The sequence below is a fragment of the Microbacterium sp. Beta genome (genome assembly GCF_005502545.1).
Taxonomy (GTDB): Bacteria; Actinomycetota; Actinomycetes; order Actinomycetales; family Microbacteriaceae; genus Microbacterium; species Microbacterium oxydans.
Genome location: NZ_SCOG01000032.1, coordinates 1 through 13466 on the forward strand (window position 1 = coordinate 1; position 13466 = coordinate 13466).

11 protein-coding genes are annotated in these 13466 nt (G+C 67.4%); 6 read left to right on the top strand and 5 right to left on the bottom strand.

The window, feature by feature from the left end:
* Both FFS56_RS18935 and FFS56_RS18940 read left to right on the top strand, forming a co-directional pair.
* On the top strand, window positions 1–1715 hold a 1715-nt coding region (locus FFS56_RS18935; protein WP_212742684.1), incomplete at its 5' end, for a right-handed parallel beta-helix repeat-containing protein.
* A gap of 10 nt (window positions 1716–1725) precedes the next feature.
* Window positions 1726–3036 carry a hypothetical protein gene (locus tag FFS56_RS18940; protein ID WP_046746651.1) on the top strand — a complete coding sequence of 437 codons (1311 nt, stop codon included), beginning with the start codon at window positions 1726–1728 and terminating at the stop codon, window positions 3034–3036.
* Between the two features lie 45 nt (window positions 3037–3081).
* On the opposite strand, the gene FFS56_RS18945 is transcribed toward FFS56_RS18940, so the two are convergent.
* From FFS56_RS18945 to FFS56_RS18955, 3 genes are read right to left on the bottom strand one after another with little or no spacing between them, the layout of a single operon-like run.
* The gene (locus FFS56_RS18945; RefSeq protein ID WP_046746650.1) at window positions 3082–4218 is read right to left on the bottom strand and encodes a glycosyltransferase; all 1137 of its coding nucleotides are present in this window, start codon (window positions 4216–4218) and stop codon (window positions 3082–3084) included.
* Window positions 4215–5411, bottom strand: a complete 1197-nt coding sequence (locus FFS56_RS18950; RefSeq protein ID WP_127011754.1) for a glycosyltransferase — start codon at window positions 5409–5411, stop codon at window positions 4215–4217. Before FFS56_RS18950 ends, FFS56_RS18945 begins: the two co-directional genes overlap by 4 nt.
* 4 nt (window positions 5412–5415) lie before the next feature.
* Window positions 5416–6942 (bottom strand): sugar transferase, encoded by a 1527-nt coding sequence (locus FFS56_RS18955; protein WP_046746648.1) that lies wholly within the window; start codon window positions 6940–6942, stop codon window positions 5416–5418.
* A gap of 309 nt (window positions 6943–7251) precedes the next feature.
* Between FFS56_RS18955 and FFS56_RS18960 the strand changes: the two genes are divergently transcribed.
* The 4 genes from FFS56_RS18960 to FFS56_RS18975 all read left to right on the top strand — a co-directional run bounded on the left by FFS56_RS18960 (window position 7252) and on the right by FFS56_RS18975 (window position 11227).
* Window positions 7252–8436, top strand: a complete 1185-nt coding sequence (locus FFS56_RS18960) for a low temperature requirement protein A (protein ID WP_233437379.1) — start codon at window positions 7252–7254, stop codon at window positions 8434–8436.
* A 77-nt stretch (window positions 8437–8513) separates the two neighbouring features.
* Window positions 8514–9467 carry an intradiol ring-cleavage dioxygenase gene (locus FFS56_RS18965; RefSeq protein ID WP_137772253.1) on the top strand — a complete coding sequence of 318 codons (954 nt, stop codon included), beginning with the start codon at window positions 8514–8516 and terminating at the stop codon, window positions 9465–9467.
* Window positions 9468–9668: 201 nt separating this feature from the next.
* Window positions 9669–9953, top strand: a complete 285-nt coding sequence (locus FFS56_RS18970) for a hypothetical protein (protein ID WP_127011755.1) — start codon at window positions 9669–9671, stop codon at window positions 9951–9953.
* A 155-nt stretch (window positions 9954–10108) separates the two neighbouring features.
* The gene (locus tag FFS56_RS18975; protein WP_331454392.1) at window positions 10109–11227 is read left to right on the top strand and encodes an acyl-CoA desaturase; all 1119 of its coding nucleotides are present in this window, start codon (window positions 10109–10111) and stop codon (window positions 11225–11227) included.
* Between the two features lie 86 nt (window positions 11228–11313).
* Here the strand turns inward: FFS56_RS18975 and FFS56_RS18980 are convergent, their stop codons facing one another.
* Both FFS56_RS18980 and FFS56_RS18985 read right to left on the bottom strand, forming a co-directional pair.
* On the bottom strand, window positions 11314–12705 hold the full coding sequence (locus FFS56_RS18980) for a hypothetical protein (protein WP_046746759.1): 1392 nt from the start codon (window positions 12703–12705) through the stop codon (window positions 11314–11316).
* A 213-nt stretch (window positions 12706–12918) separates the two neighbouring features.
* Window positions 12919–13443, bottom strand: a complete 525-nt coding sequence (locus FFS56_RS18985; RefSeq protein ID WP_230977961.1) for a hypothetical protein — start codon at window positions 13441–13443, stop codon at window positions 12919–12921.
* Between the last annotated feature and the right edge of the window lie 23 nt (window positions 13444–13466).

Sequence of the window (13466 nt, forward strand, 5' to 3'; positions counted from 1 at the left end):
AACCCGAGCCGGTACCTCCCGTGACGCCTGAGGGCCTGCGCGGCGAACCAGGGGCCAAAGCCCCAGGGACGCTCGTGTACGAAGCTCCGGCGACGGCCGTCTACGTCTCACCTGCAGGGTTCGACGGAGCCTCCGGCACCAGGAACGCACCGGTCAAGTCGGTCGCTGCCGCGCTCCGCATCGTCCCTAACGGGGGGACGATCGTCCTGCGTGGCGGCTCGTACCACGAAGAGGTCGTGGTGCCCGCGCAGAAGCGGGTCACCATCCAGCCGGCACCCAACGAGTCCGTGTGGTTCGACGGCGCCGAGCCGGTCACCGGCTGGAAGGCCTCGGGAAGCACCTGGTTCGTCGACGGCTGGAACACAGCCCTCGATGCGAGTCCGACCTACACGAAGGGCGCGCCCGACAACACGGTGGCGGAGTGGAGATTCGTCGATCCGGCGCACCCGATGGCCGCGCACCCGGATCAGGTCTGGGTGGCAGGAGTCCAGCTGCGCGAGGTCGCATCCGTCGCCCAGGTCGCGGAAGGCACTTTCTTCGTCGACGATTCCGCCAAGCGTCTGGTGATCGGAACGAACCCCTCGGGCAAGTCGGTCGAGGCGAGCGTGCTCACGCAGGCGCTCTCCATCCGCTCCGCAGGGACCGAGGTGCGCGGGATCGGAGTGCGCCGATACGCCACCAGTGTCCCGCAGATGGGCACGGTCATCGCCGCTGCACCGCACGTGTCGCTCACCGATGTGACGATCCGCGACAACTCGACCACAGGCTTCTACTCGTGGGCGCCGGCGACCACGCTGACCCGTGTCTCCCTGATCGGCAACGGTCTGCTGGGCGGCGGCGCATCGCAGGCCGACGGACTGACCGTGACGCAGATGCTCTCCGTGGGCAACAACATGGAGCACTTCAACGACGCACCGGTGTCCGGCGCGTTCAAGGTCACCCGCACCAGGGGGGTGACCGTCACGGACAGCGCGTTCACCGGGAACGACGGCCGCGGACCATGGTTCGACGAGTCCGTCCTCGATATCGCGTTCACCGGGAACGATGTGATCGGCAACACCGGGCATGGCGTGATGGTGGAGCTGTCGGAACGTGCGGTCATCGCCGACAACGTCATCGCCCGAAACGGAGAGTTCGGCCTGTGGGTGCTGAACTCCGGCAGCGTCAAGATCTGGAACAACACGCTGGTCGGCAACGGGAACCGGAACATCAGCATCGCGATGGACGCCCGCCGCGCCTCCGACCCGAACACGCCGGGGCACGACCCGCGGACGCGGTACGCACCCGAGGCGTCCTGGATCACGAGGAACATCGTGGCATCGAACAACATCGTGGCCGAGAGCGCGGGCAACTGCCTGGTCTGCGTCCAGGACTTCTCCTTGCAGTACACGGGTTCGCAGATGATGTCGAGCGTCAACGGAAACCTCTATCACCGCACGTCACCGGGCACCCCCCGCTGGTTCTCCGCGTGGTCGAAGGGCTCCGTCTCGAGAGACCCCGCGGTGACGGATACGCTGGCCGCGTTCACCGCGGCCACGGGGCAGGATCGACGGTCGCAGTTCGTCGAGGGAGCCCCGGTGGTCGACGCCGGCTTCGCCCTGCTGCCGCAGTTCGCCGCGACGCAGGGGTCGGTGGCGGTGCCGGTGCCGTCCGACATCGCCTCAGTATCGCGACTCCCCGGCAGCAGCACGACACTGGGAGCCCTGCCCCGGTGACGATGTAAACATGGGTTCTCTTCTCGCTGTCGGCGCGCGTGCGCTGACGATGGTCATCGCGCTTGTCTGCGGCGTCATCACGACCCGGATGATCATCGGCGGCGCCGGCGTCGACAGCTTCGCCCTGTACACGTTGTTGACGACCATCCCCTCGCTGCTGACGTTCACAGACCTCGGCAGCGGCGCGGTCCTCGTCAACGCTGTCGCGACCAGCACGAACGTGCGCACCGACGAGAAGCTGCGGTACCAGCTCACCTCCGTCGGCCGAGTGCTGCTCACCTTCGCCGCCACGGCGATGGCGATCAACACGGTGCTCGTGCTCACGGGTGCCTGGGAGCTGGTGTTCGGTGAAGCCGGAGGGCGACCGGGTGCCTCGTTGGCCGCTTTCTACTGCGTCACGATCTTCTGTCTCGGCATCCCGCTCGGGGTGTGGGCGCGGATCATGCTGGGCCAGCGTCGCAACCACATCGTGATCCTCCTCCAGGGGCTGATCTCGCCGCTCACGATGACGGGCGTCTGGCTGATGCTCACCTTCGGTGGCGAGAATCTCCATTCCTTCGTGGCGATCGCCTCCTTCGGCGCGTCTTTCCTGGTATCCGTGCTCGGCATCCTCATCACGGCTCGCACGACTTCGCCGCTGATCCCCTCGGCCGCCCGGATGGTCCTGCATCCTCGCCGCTACCCGGGCGTGCGGGTGATGGACGTCGGGTGGCCGATGCTCGCCCAGATGGTGACGTATCCGATCGCCGTCGGCTCGCAGCGCTACGTGATCGCTCAGCTGGGCGGACCCACCGACGTCGCCGAGTACGGCGTGGCGGGCCAGGTGTTCTTCGCCCTCAACGGACTCGTGATGGCCGGTGGACTCGCGCTCTGGCCGCACTTCGCGAAGAGCCGCCACGACGGTGACCTCCGGCGTGGGCCGTTCCTGCTGTCGGTCTTGTTCGCTGCGGCGATCGGCGTCGCGACTGTGATGGTGTGGCTCGTCGGCCCGTGGCTGTTCGGGTTCATCACCCAGGGTGAGCTGACGGTGCGCACGAGCACGATCTTCGCCTTCGGTCTGATGATCATGATGACGGCGGCCGTGTACCCCCTGGGGATGTTCATCATGGACAAGCCGGGAATCCGCTTCCAGGTGATCCCCACGCTCAGCATGGCGGCCGTGGGCATCACCCTCTCGTTCGTGCTCACTCCTGTGCTGGGCATCGCCGGACCCCTGATCGGCGTCGCCTTCGCCCTCGTGGTGTGCCAGCTGATCCCGTTCTCGATCTACATCGTCCGGAACAAGAAGCGGCTCACCGTGGGCGAGCTGGAACAGGTGTAGCGAGAGCGCTGACCCGCCGGCGGGTGTGGCAGACCGGGGTGCGGGTCAGCCCAGGAGATGCGTCGAGATGCTCGAGCGGTAGACCTGAGGCGCGTGCCTGCGCAGGGCCTCGGCGCGGCTGTCTGCGACGGTCGAGACGATCTCATCCCACCGGGCGTCGATGTCGGTCAGCGCGGAAGCGATCGCCTCCGCGTCGCCGGCCGCGACCAGCCTCGCCGTGCCGTAACCGCCTGCTGCTTCCCGGAGTCCGCTGCTGTCGCTCGCGATCACCGGTCGCAGGGCGAGGACGCCTTCGACGGCGGTGTTCCCGAAGGGTTCGTCGACGCGCGATGGCACGAGCAGCACATCGGCCTTCTCGAGGAACGGCCAGATGTCGGTGTGGAATCCGGCGAAGTCGACGGTGACCCCGGCCTCGGACGCCTGCGCACGAAGGTCGCGTTCGAACCACTCGTAGCCCTCGAACACCGCGCCGAGGAGGGTGACCTCCACTGCGCGCCCGGCGGAGTGGAGTCGTGAGGCCGCCGCGATCACGAGATCGGGGCCCTTGCGGGGGGAGAGACGCCCGATGTAGAGCACGCGGAGGGGGCCCTCTGTGCGGGGACGGGGAGACAGCGGGTGCGGGGGAGAAGCGACGCCGTTGTACACCACGTGCGAGCGCCGGGCCAGGGCGGGGAGCGCGGTGCGGATGGTGTCCAGACTGAACCGGCTGTTCACGAGGGTCTGATGGGAGGCCAGATGGGGGGAGTAGAGGAGAGCATTGACGATCCTGTTGCCCGAGGCCTCGGCTTCATGCACGTGGCTCACGGTGCGGACTCCGCGCAGCCGGGCGATCAGCGGCCACTCGGGGATGATGATCGTCGAGACGTACACGACGTCGGGACGCAGCCGGCCGATCAGCCGCCAGGCAGCGCCCAGCCCTCGGAACGTGTCTCGGAACAGCCTCGGCAGTCCGCGCGGGGTGAGCAGCACTTTGCGGAGCACGAGCATCGGCAGGATGACGACCTCTGCGCCGGCCGCACGCAACTCGTTCACGAGAAGGCCGGAACTCGGCAGAGCGACGATGACGCGCGCGCCCGATTCGACGAGGCCGATGGCACTCTCCAGGAGCATGCGATCGGACCCGAACATCTCGGCGCCGGGGTGGACGAGGAGGACGGTCGGTCGCTTCGACTCGTTGCTCACGAAGTGCTCGATTCGGCGCGAACGGGCGCCCAGTCCGTCGACCGTCGGCGTGCCCGCCTGGCTGAGGGGTGAATGGTCGCGCCTTCGGAGATCCGCTGCGCGAGTGCCTCGTACTCGTCCGCGACATCATCCCAGCGGAAGCGGGTGCGGGCGATCTCTTGCACGGTGCTGCCCTTGGCCGCGGTCGCTGCCGGGTCGGACTCGGCGGCCATCACCTGCTCGGCGACCTGGGCGGCATCCGCGAAGAACCACCCGTTGCCGTCGAGTACCTCGCGGTTGAAGGGGACGTCGAAGCCGATGACAGCGGTCCCGGCCCCCATGGCGCGCAGGAGCGAGGGGTTGGTGCCGCCCACAGAGTGGCCGTGCAGATACGTGAGCGCATTCGCATAGAGCGCATCGAGCAGCTCCTGGTCGTAGACGCCCCCCACGAGACGGATGCGGTCGTCGCCGTCCGCCACACGCTGGATCTCCTGGGTGTACCCCGCGCTGTAGGGCGCCGAGCCGACGACGACGAGCGGCAGCTTCGCGTCGCTGTCGCGGTAACCCCGGACGATCTCGAGCACATGGTTCTCCGGTTCGAACCGGGCGACGACCAGGTGATACCCCTCAGGGGTGAGGTCCATCTCGGCGACGCCACGTTCCGGGAGCTGGTCGAGGATCGGGGCGCCGTAGCGGATGAGCTCGGTCGGAACGTCGAACTGGTGCCGGTAGTAGTCGGCGATTCCGGGCGCATCCGCGATCAGCGCATCGGCCGTGCGCACCCCGAACTGCTCAGCCCAGCGGTAGTACGCCTTGCCGCGCGGACCCCACTTCGAGCGTCGCCATTCCAGTCCATCCATGTGCAGGGCGACCGGCGCGCGGCGCAATCGCAGCAGGGGCAGGAACGGGGAGTTCGCCGCGTTGAAGACGAAGGTCGCATCCGGCCGCCGCCGGAACATGAGGTGCAGAGCCGACAGCCCCGTGTGGCTCAGCGTCTCGATCTGCTTCACCGGGATCGCGGGAAGGTGCACGACCCTCATACCGAGGTACTCCTTCTCGCGCCGCTCGGAGCCGCGGGTGTACACGACGACATCGTGTCCGCGGTCGGCGAGACGGCGTCCGACCTCTTCGATGGCGGTCTCGAAGCCGCCGTATGCTGCGGGCACTCCTCTGGTCCCCACCATCGCGATGGTGAGGCGGTTCGAATTGCTCATCCGATCAGTATGCCCCGCTGGGCTGCACCATGACCTTGGCGGTGCGCCACATGATCTGCAGGTCGTTCATCACGGACCAGTTCTCGACGTAGCGCAGGTCGAGCCGGACACTCTCGTCCCAGGAGAGGTCGCTCCGACCGGAGACCTGCCACAGCCCCGTGATCCCCGGCTTGATGTACAGGCGTCGGAAGACGGTGCCGTCGTAGGCGGTGACCTCGCTGGGCAGCGGCGGCCGAGGCCCCACCACGCTCATGTCGCCGATGAGGACGTTCCAGAACTGCGGCAGCTCGTCGAGGGAGAGCTTGCGCAGCACTCGGCCGACCCGGGTGACGCGGGGGTCGTCCTTCATCTTGAACAGGAGTCCGGCGCCCTGGTTCTGCTCCTTGAGCAGGGCGAGCTGCTGCTCGGCGTCCGTCTTCATCGACCGGAACTTGACCATCTTGAACCGTCGACCGTCGCGGCCGACCCGCTCCTGGAAGAAGAAGACCGGACCGGGGGAGTCCAGCTTGATCAGCAGCGCGAGCACGGGAGCCAGCAGCGCGATCGGAATCAGCGCGACCGTGGCCACGGCGATGTCGAGGGCGCGCTTGAGCAGGTGCTGGCCACCTTCATAGGTGGGGATCTGCACCTGGATCAGTGGCAGTCCCTCCACCGGCGCGAAGGAGATCCGCGGACCCGCGACGTCGGTGAGGCGACTCGAGAGCACGAGCTCGGCGGCGGTCCCTTCCAGCTGCCAGCTGAGCTGCTTCACGAACTCGGGCTCGCCCTCGGGGCGGCTCGCCACGATGATCGTGTCGGCACCGACCTCGGCCGCGACCGACGACACGGAGTTCACGTTCCCCAGGACCGGGAACCGCGTGTCGTCGATCACGATGTCGCGAGCGTTGCCGTCGAGCAGCGTCGCGCCGACCACCTGGTAGCCGGATGCGCCGATCGGGTGCAGCGTCCGGACCACATACTCCACGTCGTCCCTATTGCCGACGACGAGGGTGCGGGAGGCGAACCTTCCCTGGGATCGCTGCTTCTGCAGCCAGTGACGCCACAGCCACCTGGTCACCAGGAGAGTCAGCACACCGACGGGCAGCCCCAGCAGCAGCGTCAGTTGCATCGTCTTCCAGGCGAGCAGCACCGCCACGATGGCGATGATCCCGAACGCGAGTCCCGTGGCGTGCACGACGCCGCGGTACTCGGTGGCGCTGGCGCGGAACAACGCGGCGTCCCGCGTGTGTAGCGCGCTCAGCAGGAGGTACCACAGCGCGGCGAGCGGAATGCCGTCGCGCAGGACCTCAGGCCCGGAGACGCCGTTCGCCAGCTGGATCGTTGCTGTCAGACCGAGTGCGAACAGGATGACGGCCGCATCCGTGATCCGCAGCTGCATCCGATAGCGACGTTCCCACTGACGGCGCCGTTCCAGAGTCGCCGAAGCGCGCGGCGTGACCACCGTGCGCGTCACCGACTTCGTGGCTCGCGGAGCCGCGACCGGCACGAAGCCCGTACGAGCGATGCTCAGGGCATCCTCGACGGAAGTCATGCCGAGGCCCCATGAGCCGTGAATGTACGCAGAAATCCCCAGTGCGACATGTGTTTCCCCAGTTTCCCCAGACCATGAACCCCACGCTCACGGCTTTCGTCTGCGTCCCGACCCCTCGGGTCCTGCTGAGACTCCCCATGATTCCCACATCACGGAGTGCGTTCTCACCGTCCCACACGGTGATCGCTGACAGCAGGCACTGCAGACTCGAGCCAGTGTAGCGGAACACGGGCTCCACCGGAAGGTAATTCTGTTGATTGGATGAACGGCGGCTGCGGGAGGCGGCCGCCGGAGGGCTATCCTGTCGCGGTGACCGCGAACATCGACCGTCCACGCTTCCAGCTGCGAACCATGCTGCCGCGCGACCCGGCGCAGCCGCATCGCACCGCTAGTCCGCTCGAGCTCTTCTTCGACCTCGTCTTCGTGGTGGCGGTGAGCATCGCCTCCGCTCAGCTGCACCACGCCCTCAGCGAAGGAGAGTTCCTGCACGGCATCACCTCCTACGCGATGCTGTTCTTCGCGATCTGGTGGGCCTGGATGAACTTCACCTGGTTCGCCACATCGTTCGACACGGACGACTGGCTCTACCGCGTCACGACCTTCGTGCAGATGGGCGGCGTCCTCGTCTTCGCCGCCGGCATCCCCCGAGCGTTCAACGAGGGGGACTTCACCGTTCCCGTGCTCGGGTACGTCGTGATGCGCGTGGCGATGGTGGCGCAGTGGCTGCGGGCGTCGCGGTCGGCCGGTCCGCTGCGGTCGGTGACGCGACGGTACGCGTTCGGCATCGCTGCCGTCCAGGTGCTGTGGATCCTGTTCCTCCTCATACCCACCGGCCCCCTGCAGATCGCCGCGTTCGTGCTGTTCGCCCTGATCGAGATCAGCGTCCCGGTGTTCGCCGAGTTCCGCAAGCAGAATCCGTGGCATCCGCATCACATCACCGAGCGCTACGGACTCTTCACCCTCATCGTGCTCGGCGAGAGCCTGCTGGCCTCGGCGAACGCGATCATCGATGCACTCGACAAGGTCGAGAGTCTCGGGCCGCTGATCGCGATCTCGGTGCTGACGCTCGTCGTGACGGCGTCTCTCTGGTGGATCTACTTCTGGCCGCCGCATCACCGTGCCATCTCGAGCTTCGCGCGGTCGCTGCGCTACGGATACACGCACTACTCCGTCTTCGCGGCGGCGGCCGCCTTCTCGGCGGGCATCGAGGTGGAGCTCGACGTCCTGACCGGGAAGAGCCATCTGTCGAACATCGCCGCATCGTTCACGGTCACCATCCCGATCGCGATCTTCCTGGTGGGCATCTGGTGGATCGCCATCCGTGAGAACGCGGATCGTGTCGTGAACACGGTCGTCCCGGTCGCGGCGGTGCTGGTGCTGCTCGACCCCGTGCTGCCGGTTCCGGTGACGCTCACCGCCCTCATCCTCGTCGGAGTCGTGGTGGTGCTGGTGCTGCGTCCGCCGGTCGATTCCTCACACATAGAGAAGGCATAGCGGGCGCAGGAGCGCCTGATCGGAAGCTCCGCGACGCTGGTGGTCATCACCAACAGTTCGTCGAGGAGGAGAGCATCATGAGCATTCCGGAACCCACCCAGACCCCCGATGGTCCGGCGTACGAGGGGAGGCTGCTCGATCGTGCCGACGAGGAGGTCGTCGACCAGGGCGCGGCCTTCGACATCCGCACCCTGCTGAGCCGGCGCGGTGTGCTCGGCCTCGCGGGGCTCGGTATCGGAGCCGTGGTCCTCGCGGCCTGCACGCCGTCCGACTCGGTCGGAGCTGCGACGTCGACACCGATGCCCAGCACGACGACGACATCGGATGGCGAGTCCGTGAGCGTCGATGAGATCCCCGACGAGACGGCGGGGCCGTATCCGGGGGACGGGTCGAACGGGCCCGATGTGCTCGAGGACGCCGGCATCGTGCGTCAGGACATCCGGTCCTCGATCGACGGCGGAGCGACGGCGGAGGGAGCGCCCCTCACCTTCGAGCTGCGGGTCATCGATCTGGCGAACGGAGGCCTGCCTTTCGCCGGTGTCGCCGTCTACGCGTGGCACTGCACCGCCCAGGGAGAGTACTCGATGTATTCCTCGGGGCTGGAGGACGTCACCTACCTGAGGGGTGTGCAGGTGGCGGACGCCGACGGCAGGGTCTCGTTCACCTCTGTGTTCCCCGGGTGCTACTCGGGCCGCTGGCCGCACATCCACTTCGAGGTGTATCCGGATGTCGGCTCGATCACCGACTCGACGGCGGCCATCGCCACCTCGCAGCTGGCACTTCCGGAAGCGGCATGCGCGGACGTCTACGCCGAGTCGGCCTACGACGGGTCCGCGAGGAATCTGTCGCAGATCACGCTGGCGAGCGACAACGTCTTCGGCGACGATTCCGGAGCGCTGCAACTGGCCACGGTCACGGGCGGCGTGCAGGGCGGGTATACGGCGACGCTCGTGGTCGGCATCGATACCGAGACAGCTCCCGCCGCGGGCGGAGGTCAGGGCGGGCCAGGCGGCGGCCGGCCGTCGAGCTGAGCCGCATCGGGGCTCCTGAGGTCGAGAGGGGAGATCTGCTATGCTTGTCGAGCAACGTGTGTGCATCGCCCCTCTCGGCCGCCACGTCGCCACTGATCAGGGCCATCACGGACCGCGCACATCGATGCGTGCGGAATCCGCCCTCGGTCTCACATCTTGCGGAGCGCCACGCGTGTCCGCCACACAGCAATGAGTATGACCATGAGCAGCACCACACTTCCCCCTTCCGACCCGTTGACCTGGAAACAGGCCGACGTCGATGTGCACGTCGCGACGCGCGGCGGCGAGTTCGCCGGCTTCGTCGAGTTCGACGGCAGCGCGCACCTCGTGCGCGACAATCACGGCACCGAACTCGGAGTCTTCGATTCGCTCGATGCCGCCTTCCGCGCCCTCGAAGACGCGAACCGACCCTCTCGGTCGACCCCCGACTTCCCCTCGATCCTTCCGCGAGCGTGGCGACGCCGGACCCGACGCGCGCGGGCCTGAGCCGCCTCGGACATCCGCAGCCGGGCTCGGCTGAAGGGTCGGCGAGAGGTTCCGATGTATTCCCTGACGCGTATAGAGCTAGGGCTACTGTGAGGTAAGCGTTGGGCAGCTGCCTTGGGCTTTCACAGCTCAAGGGCTCCGATCGTCAGGAGAAGATCATCTCCCTCACACAGATCGAACCGACCGCGGCAACGCTGGGTCCGATTCGTCAGACGTATTCCGGCAACGCAGACTTCCCTCCCATGGCGAAGGCGTACAAGCAGGTTTCGCAGGTGGTCAAGGAGACCGGGCTGCTGCAGCGGACCCAGTGGTTCTACATCTTCGTGGCCACCGGCATCGCTGTCGCGCTCGGCGGTCTCATCACCGGCTTCATCCTGCTCGGCGACAGCTGGTTCCAGCTGCTCATCGCCGCAGGGCTCGGCATCGTCCTGACGCAGATCGCGTTCCTCGGGCATGAGGCCGCGCACCGCCAGATCCTCTCCACCGGGCCGGCGAACTTCAAGCTCGCCCGCATCGTGATCGCCAGCATCGGCATGAGCTACTCGTGGTGGGACTCGAAGCACACCAAGCACCACGGGAACCCGAACCAGGTCGGCAAGGACCCCGATATCGAAGTCGACACGATCTCGTTCCTCGAGGAGGATGCCGCCAAGTCCAAGGGCCTGATCAAGCTGATCACCCGCAAGCAGGGCTGGCTCTTCTTCCCGCTCCTCACCCTCGAGGGGCTGAACCTCCACTTCCTCGGCCTGAAGTACCTCATGACGACGAAGAACGTCAAGGGACGCTGGACCGAGCTGAGCATCATTGCGCTTCGGTTCGGCCTCATCCTGGTGCCCGTGTTCATGATGCTCCCCCTCGGTATGGCTTTCGCCTTCATGGGGGTGCAGTTCGCGGTCTTCGGCGTCTACATGGGGGCCGCGTTCGCGCCTAACCACAAGGGGATGCCGATCATCGAGCCCGGCGCCCGTCTCGACTTCTTCACCAAGCAGGTGCGCACCTCCCGCAACATCAGCGGTGGATGGTGGACGACCTGGCTCATGGGCGGGCTCAACTACCAGGTGGAGCACCACCTCTTCCCGAGCATGCCGCGACCGCACCTCGCGAAGGCGCGGGAGATCGTTCGCGACTACTGCGCGGCGAACGACGTGCCCTACACGGAGACCAGCCTCGGTCGGTCCTACATGATCGTCATCGAGTACCTGAACCGGGTCGGTCTCTCCGCCGGAGCCGATCCCTTCGACTGCCCGGCAGTGGCGCAGTTCGGCCGGGGGTAGCCCACAGACATCACCGGGCCTGATCAGTCCGGGAACGACAGAGGCGCGAGCAGGAATCCCTGCTCGCGCCTCTGTCGTTCGTGGGTCTACTTTGAGGACTTCTTCTTGGTCTCCACCACGTCGATCGTGATCTTCTCGAGCGGACGGTCATCGTCGAGTTCGTCCTCGAGCACCTCGTCGCCGAGGAAGGTCTCCTCCGGCGCCTCGTCGGCGACCGCAGCTTCGGGAGCCGGGGCGGCAGGCGCGTCCGCTCCGGTGATCTCCGTCGGCAGCGACTCGTCGGAGAAGATGCCGTCGGGGCGGATGAGTTCGCGCACCTCCGCCATGAAGCTCGACAGCTGCTGCTGCTGCCACCGCAGCTGGCGGGTGCGGTCCTCCGCGTCGTGCAGCACGGCAGTGGTGTGGCCGGTGACCGAATCGACGATCTTCTGGGCCTTGGCGCGTGCGCGCTCCAGGGTCTCACGTGCGCGGACCTGAGCCTCGGCCTCGATCGCCTGCGCCTGCGAGCGGGTCAGGCGCTCGTAGTCCTCGGCGCGTGCAGAGATGCGCTGGGCGTGCTCGAGCGAGGCCGTGACCTGCTCGTTGGCGTCGTTGGTGATCCGCTCCGCGTGCGCCACCGCCTGGTTGTGCAGCACCAGGAACTCCTGCTGCGCGTCGTCCTGACGGCGGGTGAGGGTCTCCTCGAACTCGAGCACGCGGGCGTTCATGTCGCGCACATCGCGCTCGGCATCGGCGCGCAGCTGGGTCGTCTCACGGGTGACGAGGGAGCGCAGTGCTGCCGCGCCCTTCTCGGCCTCGGTGCGGATCGCCGTGGCCTCCTGAGCGGCCTGGTTCACCTTCTCCGCGGCGTGCGCGGCCTCGCGCTCGATGCGCGCCTCGTGAGCCGTGTACTCGGTGTCCATCTTCAGGCGCACCTGGTCGGCGTCGCGCTGCGCCTGGTCGGTGATGCGCTCCGCGTCGGCCTCGGCCTCGGCGCGCTGCGCGGCCACCTCCTCGCGAGCGGAGGTCATCAGGCGATCGGCCTGCACCGCGGCGTTCTGGATGAGGACGTTCGCCTGCTCTTCCGCGACACGGAGGATCGCTTCGAACTGCTGGCGCGACGGGGCCTCCTCGCCGTCGGGCTGCGGGGCGTCGACGAGCTCGGAGGTGAGTGTGGCGACCTGCTGCTCGGCGTCGGAGGCCTTGGCGTTCGCGGCCGTGAGCTCGCTCTCGAGCGCCTCGCGAGCCTTGCGCTCCTCTTCCCGCACCGCTTCGACGGCTTCTTCTTCGCGCGCCTGAGCCTCGGCCACGTCTGCGGCGGCCTGCTTGAGCTGGTTGCGAAGCGCGGAGAGTGCGGCGTCGACCTCGCCCTTGTCGTATCCGCGGAAGCCGATGGTGAACGCGCCCTGCTGGTCGCGGGGCGAGGTCTCGATCAGCTGGTCGAAGAAGTCCGGCGAGCGCTCGCCGTCACGGTCTGCGGTTCCGGGGGATTCGCTCATGGGTATTTGCCTTTCTGGCGTGGCCACACCGGGAGCGGCGGCTCCGTCCCGTCAGTCGGGACCGTGTGGACCGGAGGAGGTCGTCAGGGCGCACGCCACCACCGTGACCCGGCGGAGGCCCGGCGGGCGGGGCGCGCCCTCCAGCCTAGTTGCGTCTGCGGTTTGTTGTGCGTCCGTGTTTCGCCTGCATCGGCTGAAGGCGCGTGACCCAGGTCAGGGGGCCTGCACCCAGCGGGCGTTCCGGTCGTCGATCGTCTCGCCGCGGACGTAGCGGATGGGCTTGCCCTCTGCGACCGTGACCTCGTGGGCCTCCGCCGCGGCGGCGACCCGTGCACGCAGCTCCGTCCAGAACTGAACGGTCTGGGGAAAACCGAAGTAGTCGCGGAAGGTCTCGATCTGCATCCGGGTGCCCTCGGTGACGGGACCGAGTCGGACGAGCGTGTCATCGGGTTCGACGAAGCGGATGCCGTAACCGCCGTCGCTGCGGATCACGTACTCCCGTTCCTTCCCCGCCATCGCGGAGGCGATGATCTCTCTCGCGCGCGGCTCTGGTGCGTGGATCACCAGAGTGGTGCCGAGTTCGCCGAGCGCCGTCTCGAGCTTCTCGTCCGCGAACTTCTTTCCTGCCTTGGCTCCGGTTGCAGAGGCACGGCGACCCATACGACTCCTGAGGATCGGGCCGCCGATGATCAGCGCGAGGATCGGCAGACCGAGCAGGAGATAGGGGGCGGCATCCACGGGCACAGCGTAGCCGGATCCGC